20 protein-coding genes and 1 pseudogene are annotated in these 21,467 nt (G+C 69.1%); 10 read left to right on the forward strand and 11 right to left on the reverse strand.

Annotated elements, in window-relative coordinates:
• The first annotated feature begins 98 nt into the window (after positions 1 to 98).
• Complete coding sequence (locus FM051_RS19845) at positions 99 to 1,811, forward strand: HAL/PAL/TAL family ammonia-lyase (protein ID WP_158845441.1); 1,713 nt, start codon at positions 99 to 101, stop codon at positions 1,809 to 1,811.
• 1,136 nt (positions 1,812 to 2,947) lie between these two features.
• Here FM051_RS19845 and FM051_RS19850 read toward each other — a convergent pair.
• The gene (locus FM051_RS19850) at positions 2,948 to 4,297 is read right to left on the reverse strand and encodes a caspase family protein (protein WP_158845444.1); all 1,350 of its coding nucleotides are present in this window, start codon (positions 4,295 to 4,297) and stop codon (positions 2,948 to 2,950) included.
• A gap of 3 nt (positions 4,298 to 4,300) precedes the next feature.
• Positions 4,301 to 4,675: an effector-associated constant component EACC1 gene (locus FM051_RS19855; RefSeq protein WP_158845447.1), complete on the reverse strand. Its 375-nt coding sequence runs from the start codon at positions 4,673 to 4,675 to the stop codon at positions 4,301 to 4,303.
• A 492-nt stretch (positions 4,676 to 5,167) separates the two neighbouring features.
• On the opposite strand from FM051_RS19855, the gene FM051_RS19860 reads away from it, so the two are divergent.
• On the forward strand, positions 5,168 to 5,830 hold the full coding sequence (locus tag FM051_RS19860; RefSeq protein WP_158845451.1) for a lytic polysaccharide monooxygenase auxiliary activity family 9 protein: 663 nt from the start codon (positions 5,168 to 5,170) through the stop codon (positions 5,828 to 5,830).
• Positions 5,831 to 5,959: 129 nt separating this feature from the next.
• Here FM051_RS19860 and FM051_RS51840 read toward each other — a convergent pair.
• From FM051_RS51840 to FM051_RS19870, 3 genes and pseudogenes are all read right to left on the reverse strand, one after another.
• Positions 5,960 to 6,064, reverse strand: a pseudogene (locus tag FM051_RS51840) (VOC family protein); the annotation flags it as partial.
• 70 nt (positions 6,065 to 6,134) lie between these two features.
• Positions 6,135 to 8,735 (reverse strand): rifamycin-inactivating phosphotransferase, encoded by a 2,601-nt coding sequence (rph, locus tag FM051_RS19865; RefSeq protein WP_158845454.1) that lies wholly within the window; start codon positions 8,733 to 8,735, stop codon positions 6,135 to 6,137.
• A gap of 597 nt (positions 8,736 to 9,332) precedes the next feature.
• Positions 9,333 to 9,896 carry an HAD domain-containing protein gene (locus FM051_RS19870; RefSeq protein ID WP_158845457.1) on the reverse strand — a complete coding sequence of 188 codons (564 nt, stop codon included), beginning with the start codon at positions 9,894 to 9,896 and terminating at the stop codon, positions 9,333 to 9,335.
• A gap of 225 nt (positions 9,897 to 10,121) precedes the next feature.
• On the opposite strand from FM051_RS19870, the gene FM051_RS51845 reads away from it, so the two are divergent.
• Positions 10,122 to 10,292 carry a dihydrofolate reductase family protein gene (locus tag FM051_RS51845; protein WP_238412505.1) on the forward strand — a complete coding sequence of 57 codons (171 nt, stop codon included), beginning with the start codon at positions 10,122 to 10,124 and terminating at the stop codon, positions 10,290 to 10,292.
• Between the two features lie 95 nt (positions 10,293 to 10,387).
• On the opposite strand, the gene argJ is transcribed toward FM051_RS51845, so the two are convergent.
• The 3 genes from argJ to FM051_RS19890 all read right to left on the reverse strand — a co-directional run bounded on the left by argJ (position 10,388) and on the right by FM051_RS19890 (position 12,339).
• The gene (gene argJ / locus FM051_RS19880; protein WP_158845459.1) at positions 10,388 to 11,545 is read right to left on the reverse strand and encodes a bifunctional glutamate N-acetyltransferase/amino-acid acetyltransferase ArgJ; all 1,158 of its coding nucleotides are present in this window, start codon (positions 11,543 to 11,545) and stop codon (positions 10,388 to 10,390) included.
• A gap of 180 nt (positions 11,546 to 11,725) precedes the next feature.
• A complete protein-coding gene (locus tag FM051_RS19885; protein WP_158845462.1) occupies positions 11,726 to 12,142 on the reverse strand; it encodes a VOC family protein in 417 nt (138 codons plus the stop codon).
• A 20-nt stretch (positions 12,143 to 12,162) separates the two neighbouring features.
• On the reverse strand, positions 12,163 to 12,339 hold the full coding sequence (locus FM051_RS19890; protein ID WP_158845465.1) for a hypothetical protein: 177 nt from the start codon (positions 12,337 to 12,339) through the stop codon (positions 12,163 to 12,165).
• Between the two features lie 49 nt (positions 12,340 to 12,388).
• Between FM051_RS19890 and FM051_RS19895 the strand changes: the two genes are divergently transcribed.
• From FM051_RS19895 to FM051_RS19905, 3 genes are all read left to right on the forward strand, one after another.
• Entirely contained in the window at positions 12,389 to 13,213 is an 825-nt protein-coding gene (locus FM051_RS19895; RefSeq protein ID WP_158845468.1) for an endonuclease/exonuclease/phosphatase family protein, read from the forward strand.
• Positions 13,214 to 13,292: 79 nt separating this feature from the next.
• Positions 13,293 to 14,150 (forward strand): TIGR03619 family F420-dependent LLM class oxidoreductase, encoded by an 858-nt coding sequence (locus FM051_RS19900; protein ID WP_158845471.1) that lies wholly within the window; start codon positions 13,293 to 13,295, stop codon positions 14,148 to 14,150.
• 90 nt (positions 14,151 to 14,240) lie between these two features.
• The gene (locus FM051_RS19905) at positions 14,241 to 15,014 is read left to right on the forward strand and encodes a TerC family protein (protein WP_158845474.1); all 774 of its coding nucleotides are present in this window, start codon (positions 14,241 to 14,243) and stop codon (positions 15,012 to 15,014) included.
• Between the two features lie 67 nt (positions 15,015 to 15,081).
• Here the strand turns inward: FM051_RS19905 and FM051_RS19910 are convergent, their stop codons facing one another.
• The 3 genes from FM051_RS19910 to FM051_RS53200 are packed head-to-tail and all read right to left on the reverse strand — an operon-like array spanning position 15,082 to position 17,595.
• On the reverse strand, positions 15,082 to 15,945 hold the full coding sequence (locus tag FM051_RS19910) for a dioxygenase family protein (protein WP_158845477.1): 864 nt from the start codon (positions 15,943 to 15,945) through the stop codon (positions 15,082 to 15,084).
• Between the two features lie 46 nt (positions 15,946 to 15,991).
• Positions 15,992 to 17,467 (reverse strand): amidohydrolase family protein, encoded by a 1,476-nt coding sequence (locus tag FM051_RS19915; protein ID WP_158845480.1) that lies wholly within the window; start codon positions 17,465 to 17,467, stop codon positions 15,992 to 15,994.
• Positions 17,464 to 17,595 (reverse strand): DoxX family membrane protein, encoded by a 132-nt coding sequence (locus FM051_RS53200; RefSeq protein ID WP_274383641.1) that lies wholly within the window; start codon positions 17,593 to 17,595, stop codon positions 17,464 to 17,466. The genes FM051_RS19915 and FM051_RS53200 overlap by 4 nt, the downstream gene beginning before the upstream one ends.
• A 160-nt stretch (positions 17,596 to 17,755) precedes the next feature.
• Here FM051_RS53200 and FM051_RS19925 point away from each other — a divergent pair, with 160 nt between their 5' ends.
• From FM051_RS19925 to FM051_RS19940, 4 genes are all read left to right on the forward strand, one after another.
• Positions 17,756 to 18,562, forward strand: coding sequence for an IclR family transcriptional regulator domain-containing protein (locus FM051_RS19925; RefSeq protein ID WP_158845482.1), 807 nt, complete (start codon positions 17,756 to 17,758; stop codon positions 18,560 to 18,562).
• 108 nt (positions 18,563 to 18,670) lie between these two features.
• Positions 18,671 to 19,843, forward strand: a complete 1,173-nt coding sequence (locus FM051_RS19930) for a CaiB/BaiF CoA transferase family protein (protein WP_158845485.1) — start codon at positions 18,671 to 18,673, stop codon at positions 19,841 to 19,843.
• A gap of 31 nt (positions 19,844 to 19,874) precedes the next feature.
• Entirely contained in the window at positions 19,875 to 20,687 is an 813-nt protein-coding gene (locus FM051_RS19935; protein ID WP_158845488.1) for a citryl-CoA lyase, read from the forward strand.
• Between the two features lie 214 nt (positions 20,688 to 20,901).
• Entirely contained in the window at positions 20,902 to 21,264 is a 363-nt protein-coding gene (locus FM051_RS19940) for a hypothetical protein (protein ID WP_158845492.1), read from the forward strand.
• Positions 21,265 to 21,467: the final 203 nt, after the last annotated feature.

The raw sequence follows: 21,467 nt of genomic DNA on the forward strand, positions 1-21,467 counted from the left end.
TGGCATGAGCCTGGCGACGCGCGCGCCACCAGTCCCCGGATGGTGCCGAACGACTTCCCGGCCGACGGTTCGGTCCGCGGAACGAGGTAGGAGAGCGAATGGTGTTCCCGTGGCGGTTCCTGGTCGTGATCGCTGTCGGCGCCGCGACGGTGTCGAGCACTGCCGCCGCACCGGCCGCCGTCGCGGTCCGACAGCAGGCCGGGCACGCGCTCGGGGCTCCCGTGGTCGAGTTGGACGGCAACTCGTTGAACTGGGACCAGTTGGTGCGAGTGCTGGAAGCCGACACCGTGACGGTCCGGCTGGGCATGAGGTCCCGCCAGGAGATGGTCAAGACCCGGCAGGGCGCCGAGGCGGCCTTGGCGGAGGGACAGCGGGTGTACGGGTGGAACCAGGCGTTGGGTCCGTTGAAGGACGAGCCGTTGGCCGACGACGACCGGGTGGAGTTCCAGCGCCGGGTGCTGCGCTCGCACGCCGCGGGTGTCGGTCCCGCGCTGTCCGATCGGGTGGCCAGGCTGGCGTTGGTGCTGCGGGCGAACACGATGGCACGGGGTGCGATGGGTGTGCGCCCGGAGTTCGTCGACCGGATCCTGGACCTGGTCAACGCCGGGGTGACGCCGCGGATGCCGGAGATCGGGTCGTTGGGCACCGGGGACCTCCAGCCGATGGCGGCCGCGGGTCTGGTGCTCACGGGGGAACCCGCACCCGCCCGGTTCGACGGCCGGGAAGGGCCCGCGCCGGACGTCCTCGCCGCGGCTGGGCTCGCCCCGACCTTCCAGCTGGAGCAGGGCGAGGCGCTTCCGCTGATCAGCGGGAGCAGCGTGTTGACCGCGCGGTACGTCGATGCCGTGGTGCGCGCCGAACGGCTGCTCGACACGTACGACGCGGCGTTCGCGTTGTTCCTGGAGGCCACCAGGGCTGAACAGGGCGCCTTCGACGCCCGCACCCACGACGAGCGGCGCATCCCCGCCGAGGTCGAGGCGGCCCGGGTGACCAGGGCGTTGGTCTGCGGCACCGGCTGGATGACCGACGAGGGCCGCAAGGCGATCGGCGACGACGGCCCGCGCATCCAGGACGCGGTGTCGGTGCGCGCCACCCCGCACATCGTGGGAGCGCTGCGACAGCGGCTCGCGGACGCCCGCGGCCACGTCGAGCGCGAGGCGAACGCGTCGACGTCCAACCCGCTGCTGTTCCCCAAGGCGGGCGGTGGTTACGAGTTCGTCATGGGCGGCAACTGGGACGCCGCGCTGCTCGGCCACGAGATCGACTCGCTCAACGCGCAGATCGCCGATCTGGGCGTGCTGTCGCAGGAGTTGTCCGCGCGGCTGCTGGCCGACAAGTGGAGTTACCACCTGCCGGCCAACCTCGCCGGCGGGGAAGTCGGCCTGAACTCGGGCATGGTGCAGGTGCAGACCGTCGCGGTGGCGCTGGTGCCGGAGATGCAGCAACTGGCGACGCCCGCCGGGACTCTGTCCCGCCCGGCGAAGTTCGGGCAGGAGGACCACAACACGATGGCGATGGCCTCGGTGCGCGCCGTGCACGCCAACCTGGACCGCCTGGAGACCGTGCTGGCCGTGCACGTCATGATGGCTGCCCAGGGCATCGACCTGATCAAGGACAGGATGGCGGCCTTTCCGCTGGGCGCGGGTACTGAACGACTGCACAACGCGGTCCGCCGGCACATCGACCCCCTGGCCGACGACCGGTACATGACCCCCGACCTGGAGAAGGCGACCGACCTCGTCCGCAGCGGCGAACTCAGCCGGGAAGTGCGCGCGGCCCTCGCCCCGGAGCACAACAAATGCGCGGCCTGACCCTGTTGCCACAGGTCCACGGCGGCAAGCCTCCGGCCCTCGGCGTCGAAAGCCTTGGTCTCCCGCGTCCGGGTTCACCGTCGAGCACGACGCCGGCACCTGCGGAAGTGGGCGTCGTGACGGCCTACTCCGCCGACTGAGCGCTCCGTCGCAGCCACCGGCGCCCGTACGGGTTCTCGGCCCGCCGCATCGAACGGATCAACATCAGGACCGGCGTGTCGTTGGGATACGCCTGGATCAGGTGCGCTCCACGGGTAACAGTGCTGTCCGCGTGCCCGACAAGCCCGCCGACCTGCTGGCACCGGTGTGCCGGGGTCGCAGTGAACTTCGAGGTGGCGGCGACGCGGTGCCACGCCCCAGTCCAGACGAGGGTGAGGAGTTCGTCGGTGGTCGGCGGTTCGAGCGTGTGGACGAGGGCGGCCGGGAACGGTGCGCGTCAACTTCGAGTGCGGCAGCGAAGTGCGCTCAGAATTCAGACGGGCCACACGGATGTACCGCGTAGATCGGGAGGATCGATGGCGATGACCGCCTTCGCGGCGAGTGCGCGGGCGGAATCGGTTCGGCGGGCCCGGAGGTACGAACGGAGCACGTGCTGTGGGTCATCTTGTGGACCGGCATCGAGGGAGCGGCCGATCAGGTCCACCCGTCGCCCGGCGAACCCGGCATCGTCGGGATGGCGCCCGAGTTCGGACCGGCCGAAGTCCGCCGTGCACCGCCACCGTGCGGGGAAGTCACCCTCAGGGTGTCTGGCGTAGAAAGTCCAGACATCTAGATCTTTCACGCCGGTGCGTCCGTCGAGGAAGTGCAACGCGGCACCCTGACAGAGCGCGACGAGCAGTACTCGGTCCCGGTACACCGACCACCGCGGTCGCCGTGCGAACCTCTCCTCACGGTCACGACGCGCAATCTCGGCAAGCCGGGTGAGATGATCAGCGGTAAGGGGAGCGAACGATCGTCCGGTTGCCTCTGTGATTCCCATCTGCCTCCGTCGCTGTTCGTCGGTGAGCGATCTCTGCTTCGTGTGCGCCGGAGCGATCAGCGATGTTCTTGGTCGACCCGCCCACTCAGTTGGCCACCACGATCCGCGCCCCGACTGGCGCAGGTCCTGCGCGTCGTGGTGGAGGTCCCGGCCCGGCTCAGCGGCGTCGGAGCACGCGGGGGAGGCAGGCGAGGACGGCCGCTGTCATCATCCAGCCGTACACGCTCAAGGCGCTTGCGATCCATATGCTGGCCGGTTCGAAGTGCCACACGCCGACCTGGCCCAGGTCGATGATCGGCAGCAGCAGGTCGACCGTGATCAGGGAAGGGTTCCAGGCCTGGGGGTCGTCGGCGTTGATCGGGCTGGCGATGTGGGAGTCGAACCAGGTCGTTCCGGCGACCGTCGGCAGTATCAGCCAGACGAGCAGGCGGGTGGGGCGGTAGCCGTAGCCGACGGTGGTGCGCTGGATCCAGCTCCACAACCGCAGAGCGATCGCGCCCAGGGGTCGGTGTGCCGCGCGCGCCTCGTACCGCCTGCGCTCCTTCGCCATGAGCACGGTCTCCGCGTCCGCCTCGTACCCTTCGTCGGAGTACGCGGCGGCGAGACGGTCGTAGTGGCGAGGCACGAACTGGGGACTGCGGTCGCGCAGCTCGCGCAGGCTGTCCGCGGCGGGCACGTAGTCGGCGGGCGGCACGATGGTGTCGGTGCGCACGGGCTCGTGGGTGCCGGGCAGCCGCAGGTCGGGCGCCGTGCCGTGGACGAACGCGGCGTTGCGCACCAATGCCAGTTGCCCTGCCATGTCCTTGGTCTGCTGGTGCGGTTTGGGCAGACCCGCCCGCGCCAGCGCCTGCGACAGGCGGGGGAACAGGTAGCTGCTGGTGAGCAGTTCCGGGCCACCGTTGACGCCACCCCGCAGGAGCTGGACCAGCACGTCGGTGAACGCGGTGAACTCCTGGCCGTCGAGCGCGCGGGCGGCCTGACTGGGGCCGGAGGCGGTCAGCACGTAGGTGCCCTCGATGTCGACCTGGTGCAGCACCGCCGACACCCCGCCGCCCAGCCTGCCCAGGCGCACCATCGCCTGGCCGCTGTGACAGCAGTCCAGGATCAGCACCCTGGTGCGGGCCGGGCTGTCGAGGATGGCCCGCTTGATCCACGCGAACGGCACGCCCGTCCGGTGGATGTGGTCGATGTCCGAGCCGCCGACGGTGAAGTACAGCTCCTCGTCGTCGCCGATGAGGCCGTGGCCGGAGTAGTAGACGAGCAGCAGGTCGCCGCTGCTACGGGCGATGCCCTCCAACCACTCGTCCACCTCGGCGGGAACCTGCGCGTCCAGCAGCGTCGGCACGTGTTCCCCCGGCATGGCACCCAGTTCGGGGTCGGTGAAGATCTCGCGCAGCGCACGCAGGTTGTTGGCGACCGCCGGCACGTCCGGCAGTCCACCCGATCTGGCGTAGGTCGCCGTGCCGATCAGCGCGATGCGCGAAGCCGACGGATCCCCTAACCGCACGGCCTACTCCTCGTCGAGGAAGTCCTTGATCTGGTCCATGATCCTGGCCGCGTCCCGAGGGCTGCCGGCTTCGAGCTCCAGTTCCTTGCCGCGGCGCTTGACGCGCAACCGGATCGCGCGTCGGCGGGTGGTCAGCCACGTCGTCAGCGCACCCGCGAGCGCTGCCCCGACCTCGGGGTTGACGGTCATCCGGATGACCTCGTCGACGATGCCCAGGTTCTCGGGATCGAGGTCCCCGCGCTGGAGCGTCGGCGTGAGGCCACGCAGGTCGTCGTCGTGCAAAGCGGTCAGGAGCGACCTGGAGTCGAGCACGTGATCATCGCTGACGACCGCTACGTGAACCTCGTTCTGCGCCAACAGCCACACCTTTCCGATCACCGTTCCATGAACGATAACGCAAGGCATCCGTCAGACCGCGGTCGTCCTCACCACGGCCGTGCCGCGCGGTTCGGAGGCGAATCCGCGCCACGCGATCGCCAGGCCGACGACCGCACTGGTGATCTGTTCCATCCCGACACGGACGCGGACCGCCGCGCCCGGCGTCCGAAGGCCATCGCGCGCTGAGCGGACGCCGATCGACCGTTGGCAGCGAACATCCCCACCGTGGCGTGGGGTGGACCTGGCGTCGGCTGTGCTCCCGGCCAAGCCGGTCATGCCGGACGCGATTGCCGTCGTGCGCCGACGTCGCCGCGTAAGGGCAGGTCAGCGTCGGGGTGTGGGGAGATCGTTTTCTGAGGTGCGGAATAGGCCGCAAGCATTACTCAATGTTGCGTTGAAGTTTCGGAGGGTGACGTATAAGCTGATGACGCTTCTGGGAGCGCTCCCATATCGATCACTGTTGCTCGATCATCGGAGAATGGAGGCTCATCCATGCGTATGCGCAGTACCTCCGGGTCCGTCACCAGACGGCGGGGCGTCATCGCACTGATCATCAGCATGCTGGCCTGCACGTTCGTCTGGACCCCGACGGCGTCGGCGCACGGCACCATCGTCGGTCCCGCTACCCGTGCCTACCAGTGCTGGCAAACCTGGGGCAGCCAACACACGAACCCCGCCATGCAGCAGCAAGACCCCATGTGCTGGCAGGCTTTCCAGGCCAACGCCGACACCATGTGGAACTGGATGAGCGCGCTGCGGGACGGACTTGGCGGAAACTTCCAGGGGGCGACCCCCAACGGGCAGCTCTGCAGCAACGCCCTCTCACGCAACAACTCCCTGAACACCCCGGGCCGGTGGAAGACCACCAACGTCGGCAGCAGCTTCTCGATGCACCTGTACGACCAGGCCAGCCACGGTGCTGACTACTTCCGGGTCTACATCAGCAAGAACGGGTTCGACCCGACCACCCAGAGCCTCGGTTGGGGCAACCTCGACTTCATCATGCAGACCGGCAGGTACGCTCCGGCCAAGGACATCACGTTCAACGTCCAGACCTCTGGCGCCTACAGGGGACACCACGTCGTGTTCACGATCTGGCAGGCTTCGCACCTGGACCAGACCTACATGTGGTGCAGCGACGTGAACTTCGGCTAGAAATCCGGCCAACCAACCGGAATTCGGAAGTGCCCGGCCCGGCGTCGGCAGTGCTGGCGCCGGGTCGGCCTTTCGACGGGATGGACGAGAGCTGCTTGTATGAGGCCATGACGTTGGTGACGCCGGCACCAGGTCGAGCAGGCGACGGACCTCTTCGTCCTGCTCCCCGTCGGTTGGGTTGACGTCGAGGTGGAGCCTGTTCTTGACGGTCTTGCCCTCGGGCACGTGCGCGAAGTTCCAGGGCCGATCTCAGTTCGGCGACGACGGGCATCTCATCGCCCGGTGCGCGACGAGGCTCAGTTCGTCACGTCGCGGGGAGGATCTCGATGTACCCGTCGGTTCCGTTCACACGGATCCGCTGCCCGTCCTGGATCAAGTGCGTGGCGCGTTCTACCCCGACGACGGCCGGCAGGCCGTATTCCCGTGCGATCACCGCGCCATGGGTCATCAGGCCCCCGACCTCCGTCACCAGGCCCGTGATCGCGACGAACAGGGGCGACCAACTGGGGTCCGTGTGAGCCGTGACCAGGATGTCGCCCGGTTCGAGATCGGCCTCTGCCATGTCCAGGATGACTCGGGCTCGCCCTTCGACGGTCCCGGCGGAAACCGGCAGGCCGACCAGCGCACCGGTTGGCAGGTCGTCGCGTCGGTACGCTCCGGCGACGGCCTCGCCGTCCGACGTGAGCACCCGGGGTGCCGTGAGCGCTTGGTATGACCTGAACGCCTCCTTGCGCCGACGGATGAGCTCGTCATCAACCTGGTTCGTACGCACGACGTCGTGGAGTTCCTGGAACCTCAGGAAGAAGATGTCTTCCTTTTCACCAAGCACGTCGGCCCGCACGAGGCGCTCGGCCTCGTCCAGCAAGGCCTGCTTGTACACGAAGTAGCGACTGACCATGAAGTACTTCGGGTACTCCCGGTACCCGATGAACGTCCGGACGCGATCGATCATCCGTTTGGTTTCTTCGGCCTTCCGCTCCCCGTCTGGCAGGGCCCGCAAGCGCTCCAGCAGTTCCTGTTCCTTCTTCCACGCCTCCTGCCGCCCTTGCTCGAAGCGGCGCTCACCGGCGCCCGGCTCGAAGTTCTTGATGTTGGTGAGGAGCATGGGCAGGAGCGTGGTGGGCCGTTCGCTCCAACGCGGCCTCGTGATGTCGATCTCGCCGACGCAGCGCATGCCGTACCTGTCGAGGTAGGCCCGGATGGCGTCTCGTGCTTCCTGCCCGCCCGCAAGCTCGGCCGGCTCGTCCAGGAAGCCCTCGTCCCCGACATCGTGCAGAAAGGCGACGACTTCCGGATGCGGGCGGATCACGTCCGCGACGTCGAGGAGCGCCAGCCCCATCTCCGACGTGACGTTGTGGGGGACGGACTGTGTGAGCGTGTCGGCCGCGTTCTTCTCGCCCAGCCACTCCTGCAGTTGCTCGTTGAGCCACCACGTCGTTTGCATCGCCGCCATGATCACCTGATGGCTTTGCGGATCGAACAGGATCCGTTTCAGCTCCTGGATGTCCGCCAGGATGAAGTCGAACAGCTCCGATCCGGACTTCGTCCGGATGTCGCGTTTCAAGGCGGCAACGGAAGCCTCGCCGCGCCCGATCAGCTCGGTGACGAGGGCCGGATCGGTCTCGATCGTGGCCGGCGCGACACCAGGGACCGGCTCGCCGGGACCCTCGTCCGGGAGCGACGGGATGAAGCCGTCGCGTTCGACGATGGTCTGCAGCGCGTCCCCGATCAGCGGATCGGACTTCCCCGCGACCTCCAGGAGGCCGGCGCGGTTCGTGGGCGAGGCCAGCTGCCGGGTGACGTCGACGAACAGCCTCCCACCGGCCTCGGCCATGGGTCGGGGGGTCGTCAGCTGCCACAGGGAGAGCCCCAGGGGCTTCATGGGGTCGGTCATCATCTGCTGATGGCCGACGGAGACGTAGACGTGGTTCTCTCGGTCGTCGGTCTCGGGGATGGGGAACAGCGTGGTGATCGGCCGGCTCTGGACGACCTGGAAGCCGTCATCGACCAGGCACCATTCGATGTCCTGGGGGCGGCCGAAGTGCGCTTCGATCCGTCGGCCGAGCTGCGCGAGCCGCACGACCTGCGCGTCCGTCAGCGCCGGCTGCTCCTGCTGTGCCGGCTCGATCGGCTGTTCCTGTGTTCCTCCTCCCGGCGAGGCGTGGATGGCAAGCTTCTTGGTGGCGACCGCCTTGGCGACGACCTCGCCGTCTCGCACCTTGTAGGCGTCCGCGTTCACCAGGCCGGAGACCAGGGCCTCGCCGAGGCCGAAGCCGGCCTCCACGGAGGCGACCTTCCGGTTGGACGTGACGGGGTCGGCCGTGAACAGGACGCCGGCCGCGTGCGGGAAGACCATCTGCTGCACGACCACGGCCATGTGGACCTTGCGGTGGTCGAAGCCGTTCCGCAGCCGGTAGGTCACGGCCCGCTCGGTGAACAGCGAGGCCCAGCACCGGCTGACGTGCTGGAGGATCGCCGCCGGCCCCACGACGTTCAGGTACGTGTCCTGCTGGCCCGCGAAGGAGGCCGCCGGCAAGTCCTCCGCCGTCGCGCTCGACCGGACGGCGTAGGCGGCTCGCTCGCCGAGCCGGGCGAGTGCGCCGGTGATCGCCGCCGCCACATCGTCGGGGATGACGATCCCTTCGAGGGTCCGTCGGATCTCCGCGCTACGCGTGCGAATCGCCTCCCGGTCGTCCGGGTTCAGGCGCGACAGCCGATCCAGCCGATCGCCAATCGACGGCGCGTCCTCGATGATTCGCCGGAAGGCGTCCGTCGTCACGCAAAAGCCGGCCGGCACGCGGATGCCTTCGATCCGCGAAAGCTCTCCCAGGTGCGCGCCCTTGCCGCCGACGACAGCGACCTGCGTCTGGTCGATCTCCTGGAGACCGAGCACATAGCTGCCCATCCGTTCACCTTCCCCGTCCGCCCCGTCGGGCCTCTCGCTACTCGTTCGCACCGCTGACCCCTGGGCCTGGGCTCGTTTGCCTGTGGTGACAGCGTTCTTACCGACACCCCATTTCCGCAGGTTCTGGCTTCGGCTGGAGATTCTGCGGCACGACCCGGGTCTTGCCGCAAGGCCCCCCTTGTGCTATATGTTGAAAGTGGCAAGGAGTGGGTAACCTCCTTGCCTTTGTCTTTTGTCGTCCGTATTCCTCGACTCCCTTATCCGCGAGCCACACCGGCGCCGGTTCAAGGCCATCATGGTCGCCGATCACGGCCCTTTCGGCGGGGCGCCGACGCGGTGGCGGGCCAGTGCTGCGTCACGCAACCTTGGTCGGGTAATTGGGTCCAGGTGCGGACGGGTGAGTCGGTGGGGCGACGGTGCACCCCACCGCCGGACATGGCCCGAGCACGACGAACCGGGCGACTGCGTGAGCCGCTGGCGTGTCGTTGGCCCGGACATGGCGAGGTCTCCGGTAGATGGGTCAACGACCAAGAAAACCTGTCCGACCGGATCCCCGTCGAAGCGGTGCCGGGACGCTGACCCCCGGCCGCACCCCGCTCAACGTGGGATCGTGGCGGCCCACGCCCGGATGCCGTCCAGGTGCTCCGGCCACAGGCCGTGACGTGGGTCGACGTGGCACAGGTTGGTCGGGACGTCCGCCCGGTCCCGGTCGAACCACGCGCGCGCCTCGTGGTGTCCGTCGTCGTGCTCGTCGTCCAGCCACGCCAGCGGCCGTCCGGCGGCGAACGCGGCAACGGCCCGCCACTTCCAGCTTCCGTCAGGCAGCCACCCGGTGTCGCGGTCGAAGTCGGTCTCCGGGAACTCGATCACGGGCAGCTCGGGCAGGCCGATGGACGGCGCGACGAGCGTGTTGGCCAGGTGCATCCACGTCGTGGCCCACACCAGCTCCAGACCGGTGTCGTCGGCCAGTGCCCGGAGCTGGGCGCCGTGGTCGGGGTTGAGCCACACCCGCAGACCCTTGTAGCGGCGGGCGTCCCGGCCGGAGTGCCAGGTACCGCGCCGGGTGTACCTGAACGTGCGATAGCCCTCGGGGCGACGGTGCGTCTTCGCCGCGTACGGGTTCAACGGCCCGTCCACATCCAGCAGCAGCAGTCCGCGCATCGACAGGTCACCTCCGTCGCCCCATCGTCGGATGCCGACCCAGCGGCGGTCCACTCGTTTATGCCCGATTGGGCTGCTCTGGGGAGTCCGCACGGGACATGACGGCCGGCGCGTGGTCCGACCCGGATTCGTGGAAGAGTGAGAAGCGCGCCGAGCGTGGTTCTACCGGTTTTATCGGGTTGCGATTCGCAAGCAGATCGCAGGAGGCGATACACGAGGCGATATGTGAGCGACATCGAGCCGCAGACCGCGGGCGGCAAGGTGCTCTGGCACTTCACGATGTCACTGGACGGATTCGTGGCGGGGCCGAACCACGGGGTGGACTGGGAGGACGCGGCGCCCGCCGACAGGGGCACGTTCCTCAGCTGTGCCCGGCCGAGGCGGTGCCGCTCGTGACCTCGACCCGGAGCGGCTGTTCTCGGCGCGCGTGACCGTGATCCACCTGGAGTTGGAGGTCACGCGCGCCTCGGCGTTGTCGTGAACCGGCCGTGTCAGGTCGTGTAGTCGGCGTTGATCCGGACGTAGCCCTCGGTGAGGTCACAGCCGTACACGGTGAACGCGCCGTCGGCGATGCCCAGGTCGATGTTGATGACGACCTCGTCGCCGCCGAGGTACTCGGCCGCACGCTCCAGCAGGGCGTCGCTCGGCTCCTCGGGGTGCATCGGCAGGTCGTCGAAGAGGATGCGGACGTTCTCGGGGACGATGTCGGTCTCGTCCTCCAGCTTGCCGATCGCCATGGCGATGCGGCCCCAGTTCGGGTCGCAACCGTGCACGGCGGTCTTGACCAGCGGGGAGTTGACCACGCTCTTGCCGACCAGCTTGGCCTGCGCGTCGTCGCGGGCGCCGGTGACGCGCACCTCGATCAGCTTGCTCGCGCCCTCGCCGTCCGAGGCGATGTCCCGCACCAGGTGCAGCGCGCAGTCGTAGAGGGCCTGCTCGAACGCGGCCGGGTCGACGGGACCGGCCAGGCCGTTGGCGAAGATCGCCGCCGTGTCGCTGGTCGAGGTGTCGGTGTCGATGCTCAGCGCGTTGAACGTGCGGTCGACCACGCGGCGGAACGCGGCGTCCAGCTCGTCGCCGGGGATGTCGGCGTCGGTGAAGAAGAACGCCAGCATGGTGGCCATGTTCGGCTCGATCATGCCGACGCCCTTGGCGATGCCGACGAGCACGGCGTCGCCGACCCGGATGTGGCAGGACTTCGGGCGGGTGTCGGTGGTCATGATCGCCGCGGCGGCCCGTTCGTAGTCAGCCTCCGGGAACGGCCACGTCAGCACGTCGAGGTTGGCCCGGATGCTCTCCATCGGGTACGGGCGGCCGATCACGCCGGTCGAGCCGATGACGACCTCCTCCGGCGCCACACCGGCGATCTCGGCCACGCGGCGGCGCACCTCGACGGCGTGCTCGACACCCGCGCGCCCGGTGGCGACGTTGGCGTTGCGCGACAGCACCACCATGCCCCGGCAGTGGCCCGACGCCGCGGACTCGCGGCTCAGCACCACGCTGGGACCGGCGAACCGCGACTTGGTGAACACCGCGGCCGACCGTGCCGGCACCTCCGAGACCACGGCGGCGAAGTCGTCCTCGACGTCCTTCAGCCCCATGTTCTTCGTGATCCCGCGAAAGCCCCGCGGTACCGCCGTCTCCGTCATCGACACCTCGGATCTCCTCGTGTGCGGCCACCCCGGACGATGGATGGACATACCCTACCCTGCATAGTCAACATGTCCGGTGTTCGAACTTGCGCGCAGTCGAGTGGTCTGCGATGCATAACTATCCATCACTGCGACGCGGAAGGCAGCCGGTGTTGGAGCCGTTTTCGGGGTGAAGCTTCAGCAGACGTCGAACTCGTTGCCCTCGGGATCGGCCATCGTCACGTGGTGGCCGTCGTCCACCCACACCACGGTCGCACCGGCCGAGGTCAGCCGGTCGACGTGGTCGGCGATCCGGGCCCAACGCTGCTCCGGACCGCCCTGGCCGGATACCCGGATGTCGATGTGCATCCGGTTCTTGACCACCTTGGGCTCCGGCACGTCGATCAGGGACAGCCGCGGGCCCACCCCGTCCGGATCGCACAGCCAGGCCCCGTTCCCGTCGTCCTCAGGGAGGTCGAACTGCGCCAGCCACTCCTCCCTGGTCGCGTACGGGGGTGGTGGGGGCTCGTCGACGTAGCCCAGTGCCAGCTTCCAGAACTCCGCGAGCCTTGGCGCATCCGCGGTGTCCAGCGTGAGATCGAACCGGTAGGCCATGCCCAAAAATTACGCGATATCTACGTCCATGGCCGCAACGTGCGGAGCGCCGTGGATCGCAGCTGCGGATCGTCGGCGAGCCGGGTCGGCAGCGCGACCGTGCGCTCGTCGGCACCTGCTTCCTCGACCGAGCCTGCGACGTCGTCGGTCCCGGCAGTGGACCGGAACGACTCGACCAACCGCGCTGCAACATCCATGATTCCATCATCTCGCGCTGTCACTGACCGAGCGCCGGCCGGAGGATCGATGGCGACGCTGGATGTGGTGTCGTTCAACGTCTTCGTCGGTGTGCGCTCCCGCGGTGCCCCGGCCCGGGAGCGGGCGGTCGAGTTCTGCCGCCGCCTGACTGACCTGGACGTGGACGTGGTGTTGCTGCAGGAGGTGTGGTCCCGTTCGCTGCTGCGGTTCATCGGCGCCCGTCTGCCGTCGCTGCCCCACGCCGCCTGGCGGTCGGGGCCGGCAGGTCAACCCGCCGGTGGACTGGCCGTGTTCGCCCGCCGCCCGCTGTGCGCGCCCACGTTCACCGCCTTCACCACGGCACGTCCCCGCAGCGGGAACCCGCTCTTCCGTGGGACGTCCGCGCTGAGTTGCCTGCTGCAGGGCGTCCTCGCGGTGCGGACGGCCGACGGCACACTCCTGCTGGGCAACACCCAACTCACCGCCAATCGCGACGGCGACTGGTCGTCGGCCAATCGCCACCACCAGCTACACCACCAACAACTGCGAATCGTCCACCGCGCGCTGCGCACCGCCGGCGCCCACGCCGCGCCGACGTCGATCCTCGGCGGCGATTTCAACGTCGCCAGCACCAGCCCGCTCTACCCGCTCATCGTCGACCACGGCGCCTGGCACGACCCGTTCGCGCCCACCGACCACCCGACCTGCCGAGCCGAATACCTGCCCGCCGGACGTCCGGCCCACCGCATCGACTACCTGCTCGTGTCCGGCCACCCGGTGACGAGCGCCGACCTGGTACTCACCGAACCCGCACACCTGGACGGCGGCAACGGCTTCCTGTCCGACCACCTCGCGCCGAGGATCCGGCTCGGGGGCACGTCGCGGCAGGCCTGACGGAAGTCGTTTGCCTTGACGTCGACGTCAAGACCTAGTGTGACCGCGACGGTGGCCTAGTCGTTGGGAGCACATCACAGTGAAGTTCGCGGTCAGCTACAGCACGCCCCACTTCGGCGTCGACCCCGACAGGATCACGGCCTACGCGCAGGACGCCGAGGACTGTGGTTTCGAGGCGTTGTACCTGCCGGAGCACATCGCGCTGTACCCGGGCGCGAAGATCGGGTCCATGGAGTTGCCGCCATCGCTGCCGTACGGCGATCCGCTCGACTGCCTGACCTTCGTCGCCGCCGCCACGCAACGCATCCTGCTCGGAACCGCTGTGTTGCTCCTGCCCTACCACCACCCGGTGGTGCTGGCGAAGCGCCTGGCGACCATCGACGTGCTGTCCAAGGGGCGCATGCGGTTGCTGACGGTCGGAGTCGGCGCTCTGCCCGGTGAGGCTCAGGCGGTAGGGGTCGACTTCAGCACGCGCGGCCGTCGAGCGGACGAGGCGATCGACGTGATGCGGCTGCTCTGGGCCGGTGGCGAAGAAGGCGTCAGCTTCGACGGCGAGTTCTTCAAGTTCGACGGCCTGTGCAGCTTCCCGAAGCCCTCGGGGATCGCACACCTGCCGATTCACGTCGGTGGGTCGAGCCGGGCGGCCGCGCGCCGTGCCGGGCTGCGGGGCGACGGCTACTTCCCCGGCGGTGTGCTCACTCCGGACGAACGCCGCATCCAGATCGAACTCGCCCACGCGACCGCGATCGAGGCCGGCCGCAGCGCGGAAACGCTGGAGTACACCCGATGGGGATCCCTCGACATGTCCACCGACCATGTCGAGGCACTCGCCGCGCAGGGCGTGACACGCGTCGTCGTGAGCCCCACCACCACCGAACGCGACCGGCAACGCGACGAGATGTCGGCGTTCGCCGAGCGGTTCGCCCTGACTCGATGACGCCGGGATCAGTACCTCGCACCCCTGACGATTCAGCGAAATGAGACGCGCTGTAGTGCGTTCGGTCTAGCCGTGGGGTAGATCGGACGCATGGAGTGGATGCTCAGCCCCGAGTTGTGGATCGCGTTCGGCACGTTGTTGCTGCTGGAGATCGTGCTGGGGATCGACAACGTCATCTTCATCTCGATCCTCGCCGGCCGGTTGCCCGAGCACGAGCAGAAGCGCGCACGGGTGATCGGCCTGGCGCTGGCGCTGGTCACCCGGCTGCTGCTGCTCGCGTCACTCTCCTGGGTGATCGGGTTGACCGCGCCGCTGTTCACCGCGTTCGGGGAGGAGATCTCCGGGCGGGACCTGATCCTGTTGCTCGGCGGTCTCTTCCTGCTCGGCAAGGCGACGTACGAGATCCACGAGCAGCTCGAGGGCGCCGAGCACCGCACCGACCGGAAGGTGGCGTCGTTCGCGTCGGTGGTCGCCCAGATCCTCGTGCTCGACGTCGTGTTCTCGCTCGACTCGGTGATCACGGCCGTGGGCATGGTGGACGAGCTGGGCGTCATGGTCGCCGCCGTGCTCGTGGCGATGGTGATCATGCTGCTGTCGGCGGGCCCGATCAGCGAGTTCGTCAACCGGCACCCGACGGTGAAGATGCTCGCCCTGTCGTTCCTGCTGCTCATCGGCGGCAGCCTGGTCGCGGAAGGTTTCGACCACCACATCCCGAAGGGGTACGTCTACGGGCCGATCGCGTTCTCGATCTTCGTGGAGTTCCTCAACCTGCGCGTGCGCGCCAAGCGGGTCAAGGAACCGGTGCACCTGCACCCGACGTACGTCAAGAACGACGAGTCGGACGAGGAGCCGTCGCAGGCGTGAGCGCGACCGGACACCGTGCCGACGCTCGCAGCAGCATCGGCACGGTGTCCGGTCGGGTGGCGCGAACCTAGCCGTGAGGCTGCAGCACGAAGTCGTACTCCGCGTGGAAGTGAGGCGTTTCCAGGTCGGTGCCGTCCGGCCCCGGCCCGGGGTCGCGGAGTTCGAACCGCGTGATGAGGGCGTCTTTCGTGCCGAACACCACGTCGGTGTCGAGGTAGTCGCCGCCTTCCTGGAACAGGTGCGTGATGAGCCTGGCGTGTCCGGGGTGGTCGATCAGGAAGTGGATGTGGGCGGGCCGGAACGGGCTGATCCCGGTCTGGCCGATCAACTGCCCGACCGGGCCGTCCAGGGGGATCGAGTAGCCCAGCGGGGCGATGGTGCGCAGGCAGTACGTCCCGTCCGCGCGGGTCCGGTACTTCGCGCGCAGCCGTGCTTCGTCGACTTCGGCCAGTTGCGCTTCGTAGGCGCCGTCGGCGTCGGCCTGCCACACGTCGAGGATCACGTCCGGCAGCGGGTTGCCGGACGTGTCGACGACCTTGCCGGTGATGAACAGCGGCGTTCCCGCGATGCCGTCCGACATGTCGTGGCCGTACTCCGCGGGCGGGGAGCCGTCGATGTGGAACGGGCCCAGCACGGTGGCGGGCGTGGCGTTCGCGGCGAAGCGGTTGTTGAGCTGGACGAGCAGCGTGCTGAGCCCCAGCACGTCGGAGGCGAGGATGAACTCCTGCCGCTTCTCGTCGCTGATCCGGCCGGTCGCGGCGAGCCACTCCATCGCGGCCAGCCACTCCTCCTCGGTGAGCCGGACCTCGCGGGCGAACGCGTGGAGGTGGCGCACGAGGGCGGTCATGAGCTCGGCGAGGCGTGGTGGACGGGCGGTGGCCCACCGGTCGACCGCGAGGTCGGTGATGTTGTCGTCGTTGACGAATGCCATGGTGATCGTCTCGCTTCGGTGCGGTGGCCGGCGGTCGGCGGCCGGGTCAGCCCTCGTGCCGGACGGTCACGCCGTCCCCTTGGAACTCGGTGTAGGTGTACGGGTTGTGGATGGTCTTCGTCTCAGGGTGCTCCGGCGAGAGGCTCGCCGCCCAGGCGTCCTCGCCCATGGTCGAGCGGGCGTGTTCCACGGTCGCGGTCACGCCGTCGCGCGCTGCCTTGAGGTCTACACCCAGCAGGCGGTGGTCGTACTTCACGACCCGTCCGTTGACCAGCACGGTGTGCACGTCGCCGCGCTGTGCCTGGAAGACGACGTGGCCGTACGGGTTGAGGATCGGGAACATGGCCGGCGACTCGTCGTTCTTGATGAGCACGAGGTCGGCCTTCTTGCCGGCGGTGATGCTGCCGAGGGTCGAGTCGAGCCCGAGTGCGCGTGCACCTCCGATGGTGGCCCAGTGGACGACGTCCTCGGCGCGCAGGTGGTTGTGCACGACGGTTTCGTCGAAGCGGTGGGCGTCGAGGTGCTCGCGGGCGCGGTCGGCGGAGATCACCGAGCGCATGGCGGAGAAGAGGTCGCCGCTGAACCAGACGCTGGTGTCCATGGACAGCGAGACGGGGATGTCGTGCCGCCGCAGCCGCCCGGTCGGCGGGTAGCCCTGGCCCGCGTTCTGCTCGCTTTCCGATGAAACGGAGACGTGGCCGCCGGTGGCCGCGATGCGCTGGTAGGAGTCCTCGCTGAGGGTGCTCGCGTGGACGTAGGTGACCGACGGGTCCATGAACCCGTGTTCCCACATCAACCGGATGCTGTTGTCGGTGGTCGCGCCCCACACGCCGGCGTGGGTGGTGACCCGGAGACCGAGCTCGCGGGCGGCTCCGAAGGCGGTCTTCTCCGGGAAGGCGGGGTCGCCGGTGACGTCGAAGGCCAGCTGGAGGCCGAGCATGTCGTCGGTCGTGCCGAAGCGCCGCTCGACGAAATCGCGGAACTCGGGGCTGTTGGTCCACTCCCACGGCGATGCGAACAGGTTGCCGTAGGCCAGGACGAACCGGCCGGGCACGGACCGGAGGGCGTCCACGGCGGCGTCGCCGTGCTGCGTCGTGCGCAGCCCGTGCGACCAGTCGACCGTGGTGGTGACCCCGGCGTCCAGCGACTCGATGGCCGACAGCACGTTGCCCGCGTGGACGTCCTCGGGCCGGAAGATCTTGCCCCAGTTCAGGTAGTAGAAGACGAAGTACTGGGACAACGTCCAGTCGGCGCCGAAGCCGCGCAGCGCGGTCTGCCACATGTGCCGGTGGGTGTCGATCATGCCGGGCATGAGGATGCCGCCCGTGGCGTCGATCTCCACGGCCGACCCGGGTGCGGCGATCGACGTCCCCACCTCGGCGATCTCCTGGTCGACGACCAGCACGTCGCCGCCTTCGATCACTCCGGCCCGGTCCATGGTGAGCACGGTGGCGTTGCGGAAGACGACTGGCCGCCCGACGGAGAACTCGTCGGGCCGTGGCCGGTGCGCCTGAGCGGTCATGGGGGTGTCTCCCTCGCGAAGCGGGTGGGTGCGGCACCGCCGAACCAGCCGAACAGTTTCTGCGCGGCGTGCCCGAAGAGCAGCGCCGCCAGCAGCGATCGCAGCAGCAGCAGCAAGCCGAGGGCCATGCCGACTCCCTGGTTCGGACATCTGTCCGCTGAACGGACAGCGTGCTCGTGGCCGGTGTCATTGTCAATCCTGATGGGTCGCACTTCCGGAATTTGCGGACCGGAGAGCGTCCAGGGTGGACACTGTGCGGACTCCCGTCCGACCGACTAGCCTGTGGCGGTGCGGCGAGACAACAACCCCGAGTTCATCGAAGCGCTGGCGCGCGGCCTCGACGTGCTGCGGTGCTTCGAAGCCGGACGCCCCGCCATGACCCTGTCCGAGATCGCGGCGGCGACCGACCTCGCCCGGCCCACGGTCCGGCGCATCCTCATCACGCTGGAACAGCTGGGCTACGTCCGGGCCGTCGACTCGACGTTCATGCTGACGCCGCGGGTGCTCGAACTCGGGATGGCCTACATCGGCGCGACGAACCTGTGGGACCTGTGCCGGCCGCACCTCAAGTGGCTGGTCGACCAGACCAACGAGTCCTGCTCGCTGGCCCAGCTCGACGGCTCCGACATCGTCTACGTGGCCAGGGTCGCGGTGCCCAAACTGGTCACCCTCGGCGTCACCATCGGCACCCGGTTCCCGGCGCTGCAGACGTCGCTGGGCAAGGTGCTGCTGGCCGCCCTGTCACCGGCCGAGTTGGACGAGGTGCTGGCCGAGCCCAGCCGGTCCGGGATCACGCCGCGCTGGACGCCGGACCGCGAGGAGATCGACGCGACGCTGCGCGACGTGCGGGCCAAGGGCTGGGCGGCCACGGACGAGCAGCTCGCACCGGGCATCCGCTCGATCGCGGCGCCCGTCCGGGACGGTGACGGGTGCGTGGTGGCGGCGGTGAACGTGAACGCGCACGCCGCCGAGACCTCGATGGACACCCTCCTCGACGCGCACCTCCCCCTGCTGCTGCGGGCCGCCAGTGCCATCAGCGCTGACTGGAGCGCGTGGCACGCGCGTCCGATGGAGACGGCGCTCGCCCGCGACTGAACGGTCGCGACCTCGAACAGCGCACCGGTTGACAGGGGGCACCCTCCTGTTCAGACTTCAACGGACATATGTCCGTATCGCGGTCAAACTGTGGAGGGTAGGAACTCGATGGCTACCAGCGGCACCGCCGCGAGCACGGTCGGGGGCCCGCTCGCCGGTCTGCTCGTCGCCGACTTCTCCCGCATCCTCGCGGGCCCGTACGCGACCATGCTGCTGGCCGACATGGGCGCCGAGGTGATCAAGGTCGAGTCGCCGGGTGGGGACGACACCCGGACCTGGATGCCGCCGGTGCGCGACGGGGTGTCCACCTACTACCTCGGGATCAACCGCAACAAGCGGTCGATCGCTCTCGACTTCGCCGACCCCGCCGACCTCGACGCCGCGCGCGAACTCGCCGACCGCGCCGACATCGTGATCGAGAACTTCAAACCGGGCGGGCTGCGCCGGTTCGGACTCGACTACGACTCCGTCCACAGCCGCAATCCCGGCGTGGTCTACGCGTCCATCACCGGTTTCGGCACCGCGGGCGGCGCGTCCCTACCCGGTTACGACCTGCTGGTGCAGGCGGCCTCCGGGCTGATGAGCCTCACCGGTGACCCGGACGGGTCCGCCTACCGCGCGGGCATCTCCGTGTTCGACGTGATGACCGGGATGCACGCCACCATCGGCATCCTCGCCGCACTCCACGACCGGGCCGGCACCGGTGTGGGCCAGCACGTCGAGGTGAACCTGCTGTCGTCGGCGCTGTCCGGACTCGTCAACCACACGTCCGCGTTCGTGGCCGGGGGAGTGGTGCCCACCAGGATGGGCAACGCCCACCCCAGCCTGTTCCCCTACGAGCCGCTGCCGACGGCTGACAAGGAGCTGATCGTCATCGCGGGCAACGACGGTCAGTTCCGCAAGCTCTGCGTCGAACTCGGCCTGGAAGAGCTGCTCGACGACGAGCGGTTCGCGCACAACGAAGACCGCACGCGCAACCGCGAACAACTGCGGCCGTTGCTGGTGGACAAGCTCAGCCGGAAGCCGGCCGACGAGTGGTTCCGCCAGCTGTCCGCGGCGGGAATCCCGTGCGGTCCGATCAACCACGTCGACGGCGGTGTAGCGCTGGCCACCGAACTCGGCCTGGACCCCGTCGTCACGGTCGGCGAGGGCGACGCCGCGGTGCCCACCATCCGCAACCCGATCACGTTCAGCGCCACGCCGGTGCGGCACGAGCTGCCGCCCCCCGGACTGGACGCGCACGGCGCGGAGATCCGCGCCTGGCTCGCAGGTGACAGGTGACAGGCGACAGGTATTGAGGAGACCCACGACCGTGGCCACCGAACCCGACATCTACCCGACGTCCCTCGGCACGTCCGACGAGACCACGATCAGGCTCCTCGGCCAGGACCTCGCGGGCGACCTGCTCGGCCGGGTCGGCTTCGGCGAACTGGCGTTCTGGCTGGTCACCCTGCGCCGCCCGAACGCGGGCGAGGTGCGGCTGTTCGAATCCGTCCTCGTCGCCCTAGCCGACCACGGCTTCACCCCGACCGCCATCGCCGCCCGCATGACCCTGCTCTCCGCGCCCGAATCCCTCCAGGGCGCCATCGCCGCGGGCCTGCTCGGCGGCGGATCGCGATTCCTCGGCGTCACCGAGGACACCGGCCGGTTCCTCGCCGAGACGCTCGCCGCACACAGCGGCCCGCAGCCCACCACCGAACGGCAGTGGGACGACCTCGCCGCAGCGGCCATCCGGCAGCGCCGCGCGGACGGCAAACTCGTCCCCGGCCTCGGCCACCCCGTCCACAAGCAACAGGACCCGCGAACGCCGGTCATCATCGGCATCGCCAAGGAGACAGGGCTCCACGGGCCCCACCTCGCCCTGTTCGAAGCCGTCGGCCGGGTCGCGCCCGAGGTGCTCGGGCGTGCCCTGCCGCTCAACGGCGCGGGCGTGTGCGGCGCCGCGCTGGCCGACCTCGGGCTGCCCGTGGAGCTGCTGCGCGGGTTCGCCCTGCTCGCCCGTGCCGCCGGGCTGCTCGGCCACCTGGCGGAGGAGCTGCGCAACCCGATCGCGGGCGACATCTACCGGGCCGTCGACCGCAACGCCCGCTACGTCGAGCCGACCGAGGACCGCGGGAACGCCTGACGCCGCTCATACCGGGCTCATGCCGCCGGGCTCATACCGCTCATGTCGCTCATACCGGGCTCGTGCCGGGGGACCCGCGACCTCGACGGTGGTTGGTCGCGGGCCTCGTTGTTTCAACCGACGTTTGAACCGGCCGATAACACCGTTTTTCATAGGTGTCGGGTCCAAGATCACCCGATCGTGTTGCCTGTGATCAACGCAGCCGAAGCCTCCGGTGATCTTACCGCGGGCCAGGTCGGTCCAGGGCGTCTTCGGGCTTCACGCTTGTTCGAGCATCTGGAAGCCCGCGTCGAACAGCGAGTTCGCGGCCGAGTCGAGCACGGCGGAGAGCGGGCCGTCCGGCGTCGTGCGGAGCGCGCGGTCGAACTGCGCGCCGGGCCACCAGGACGTCCGTCGCGGTGAGGTCGGTCGTCTGCTTGGGCCACCAGGGCGGGGTGCGGTGGCGGCGTCGGGCACGATCCGTTACGCGCTCGACCGGCACGACCTGGCCCAGGCCGCGGAGTCCGCCCGGGGCTACGAACTGGGTCGGGACGCGATCGCCAGGGCAGCGCGCCAGGCGGAATCGGCTGGGGGTTGAGCGCCACCGCGTCGTACCCGAGGATCACCGGCCCGAAAGGACCGAACGGACCCGCGTCGTCGGGAGCGGGTCGGTTCGGCGTCCGTCGCCCCCTCGGCCGAGTGAGGGATATCCCCGGGTTGAGCCCGGCAGGCACCGCGTGTGCCCCGTGGCGACCGTTCGGACTGATACCGATGGTGCGCCGGAGTAGGACCACGCAGTCG

This window comes from Saccharothrix deserti, assembly GCF_009769385.1.
Taxonomy (GTDB): Bacteria; Actinomycetota; Actinomycetes; order Mycobacteriales; family Pseudonocardiaceae; genus Actinosynnema; species Actinosynnema deserti.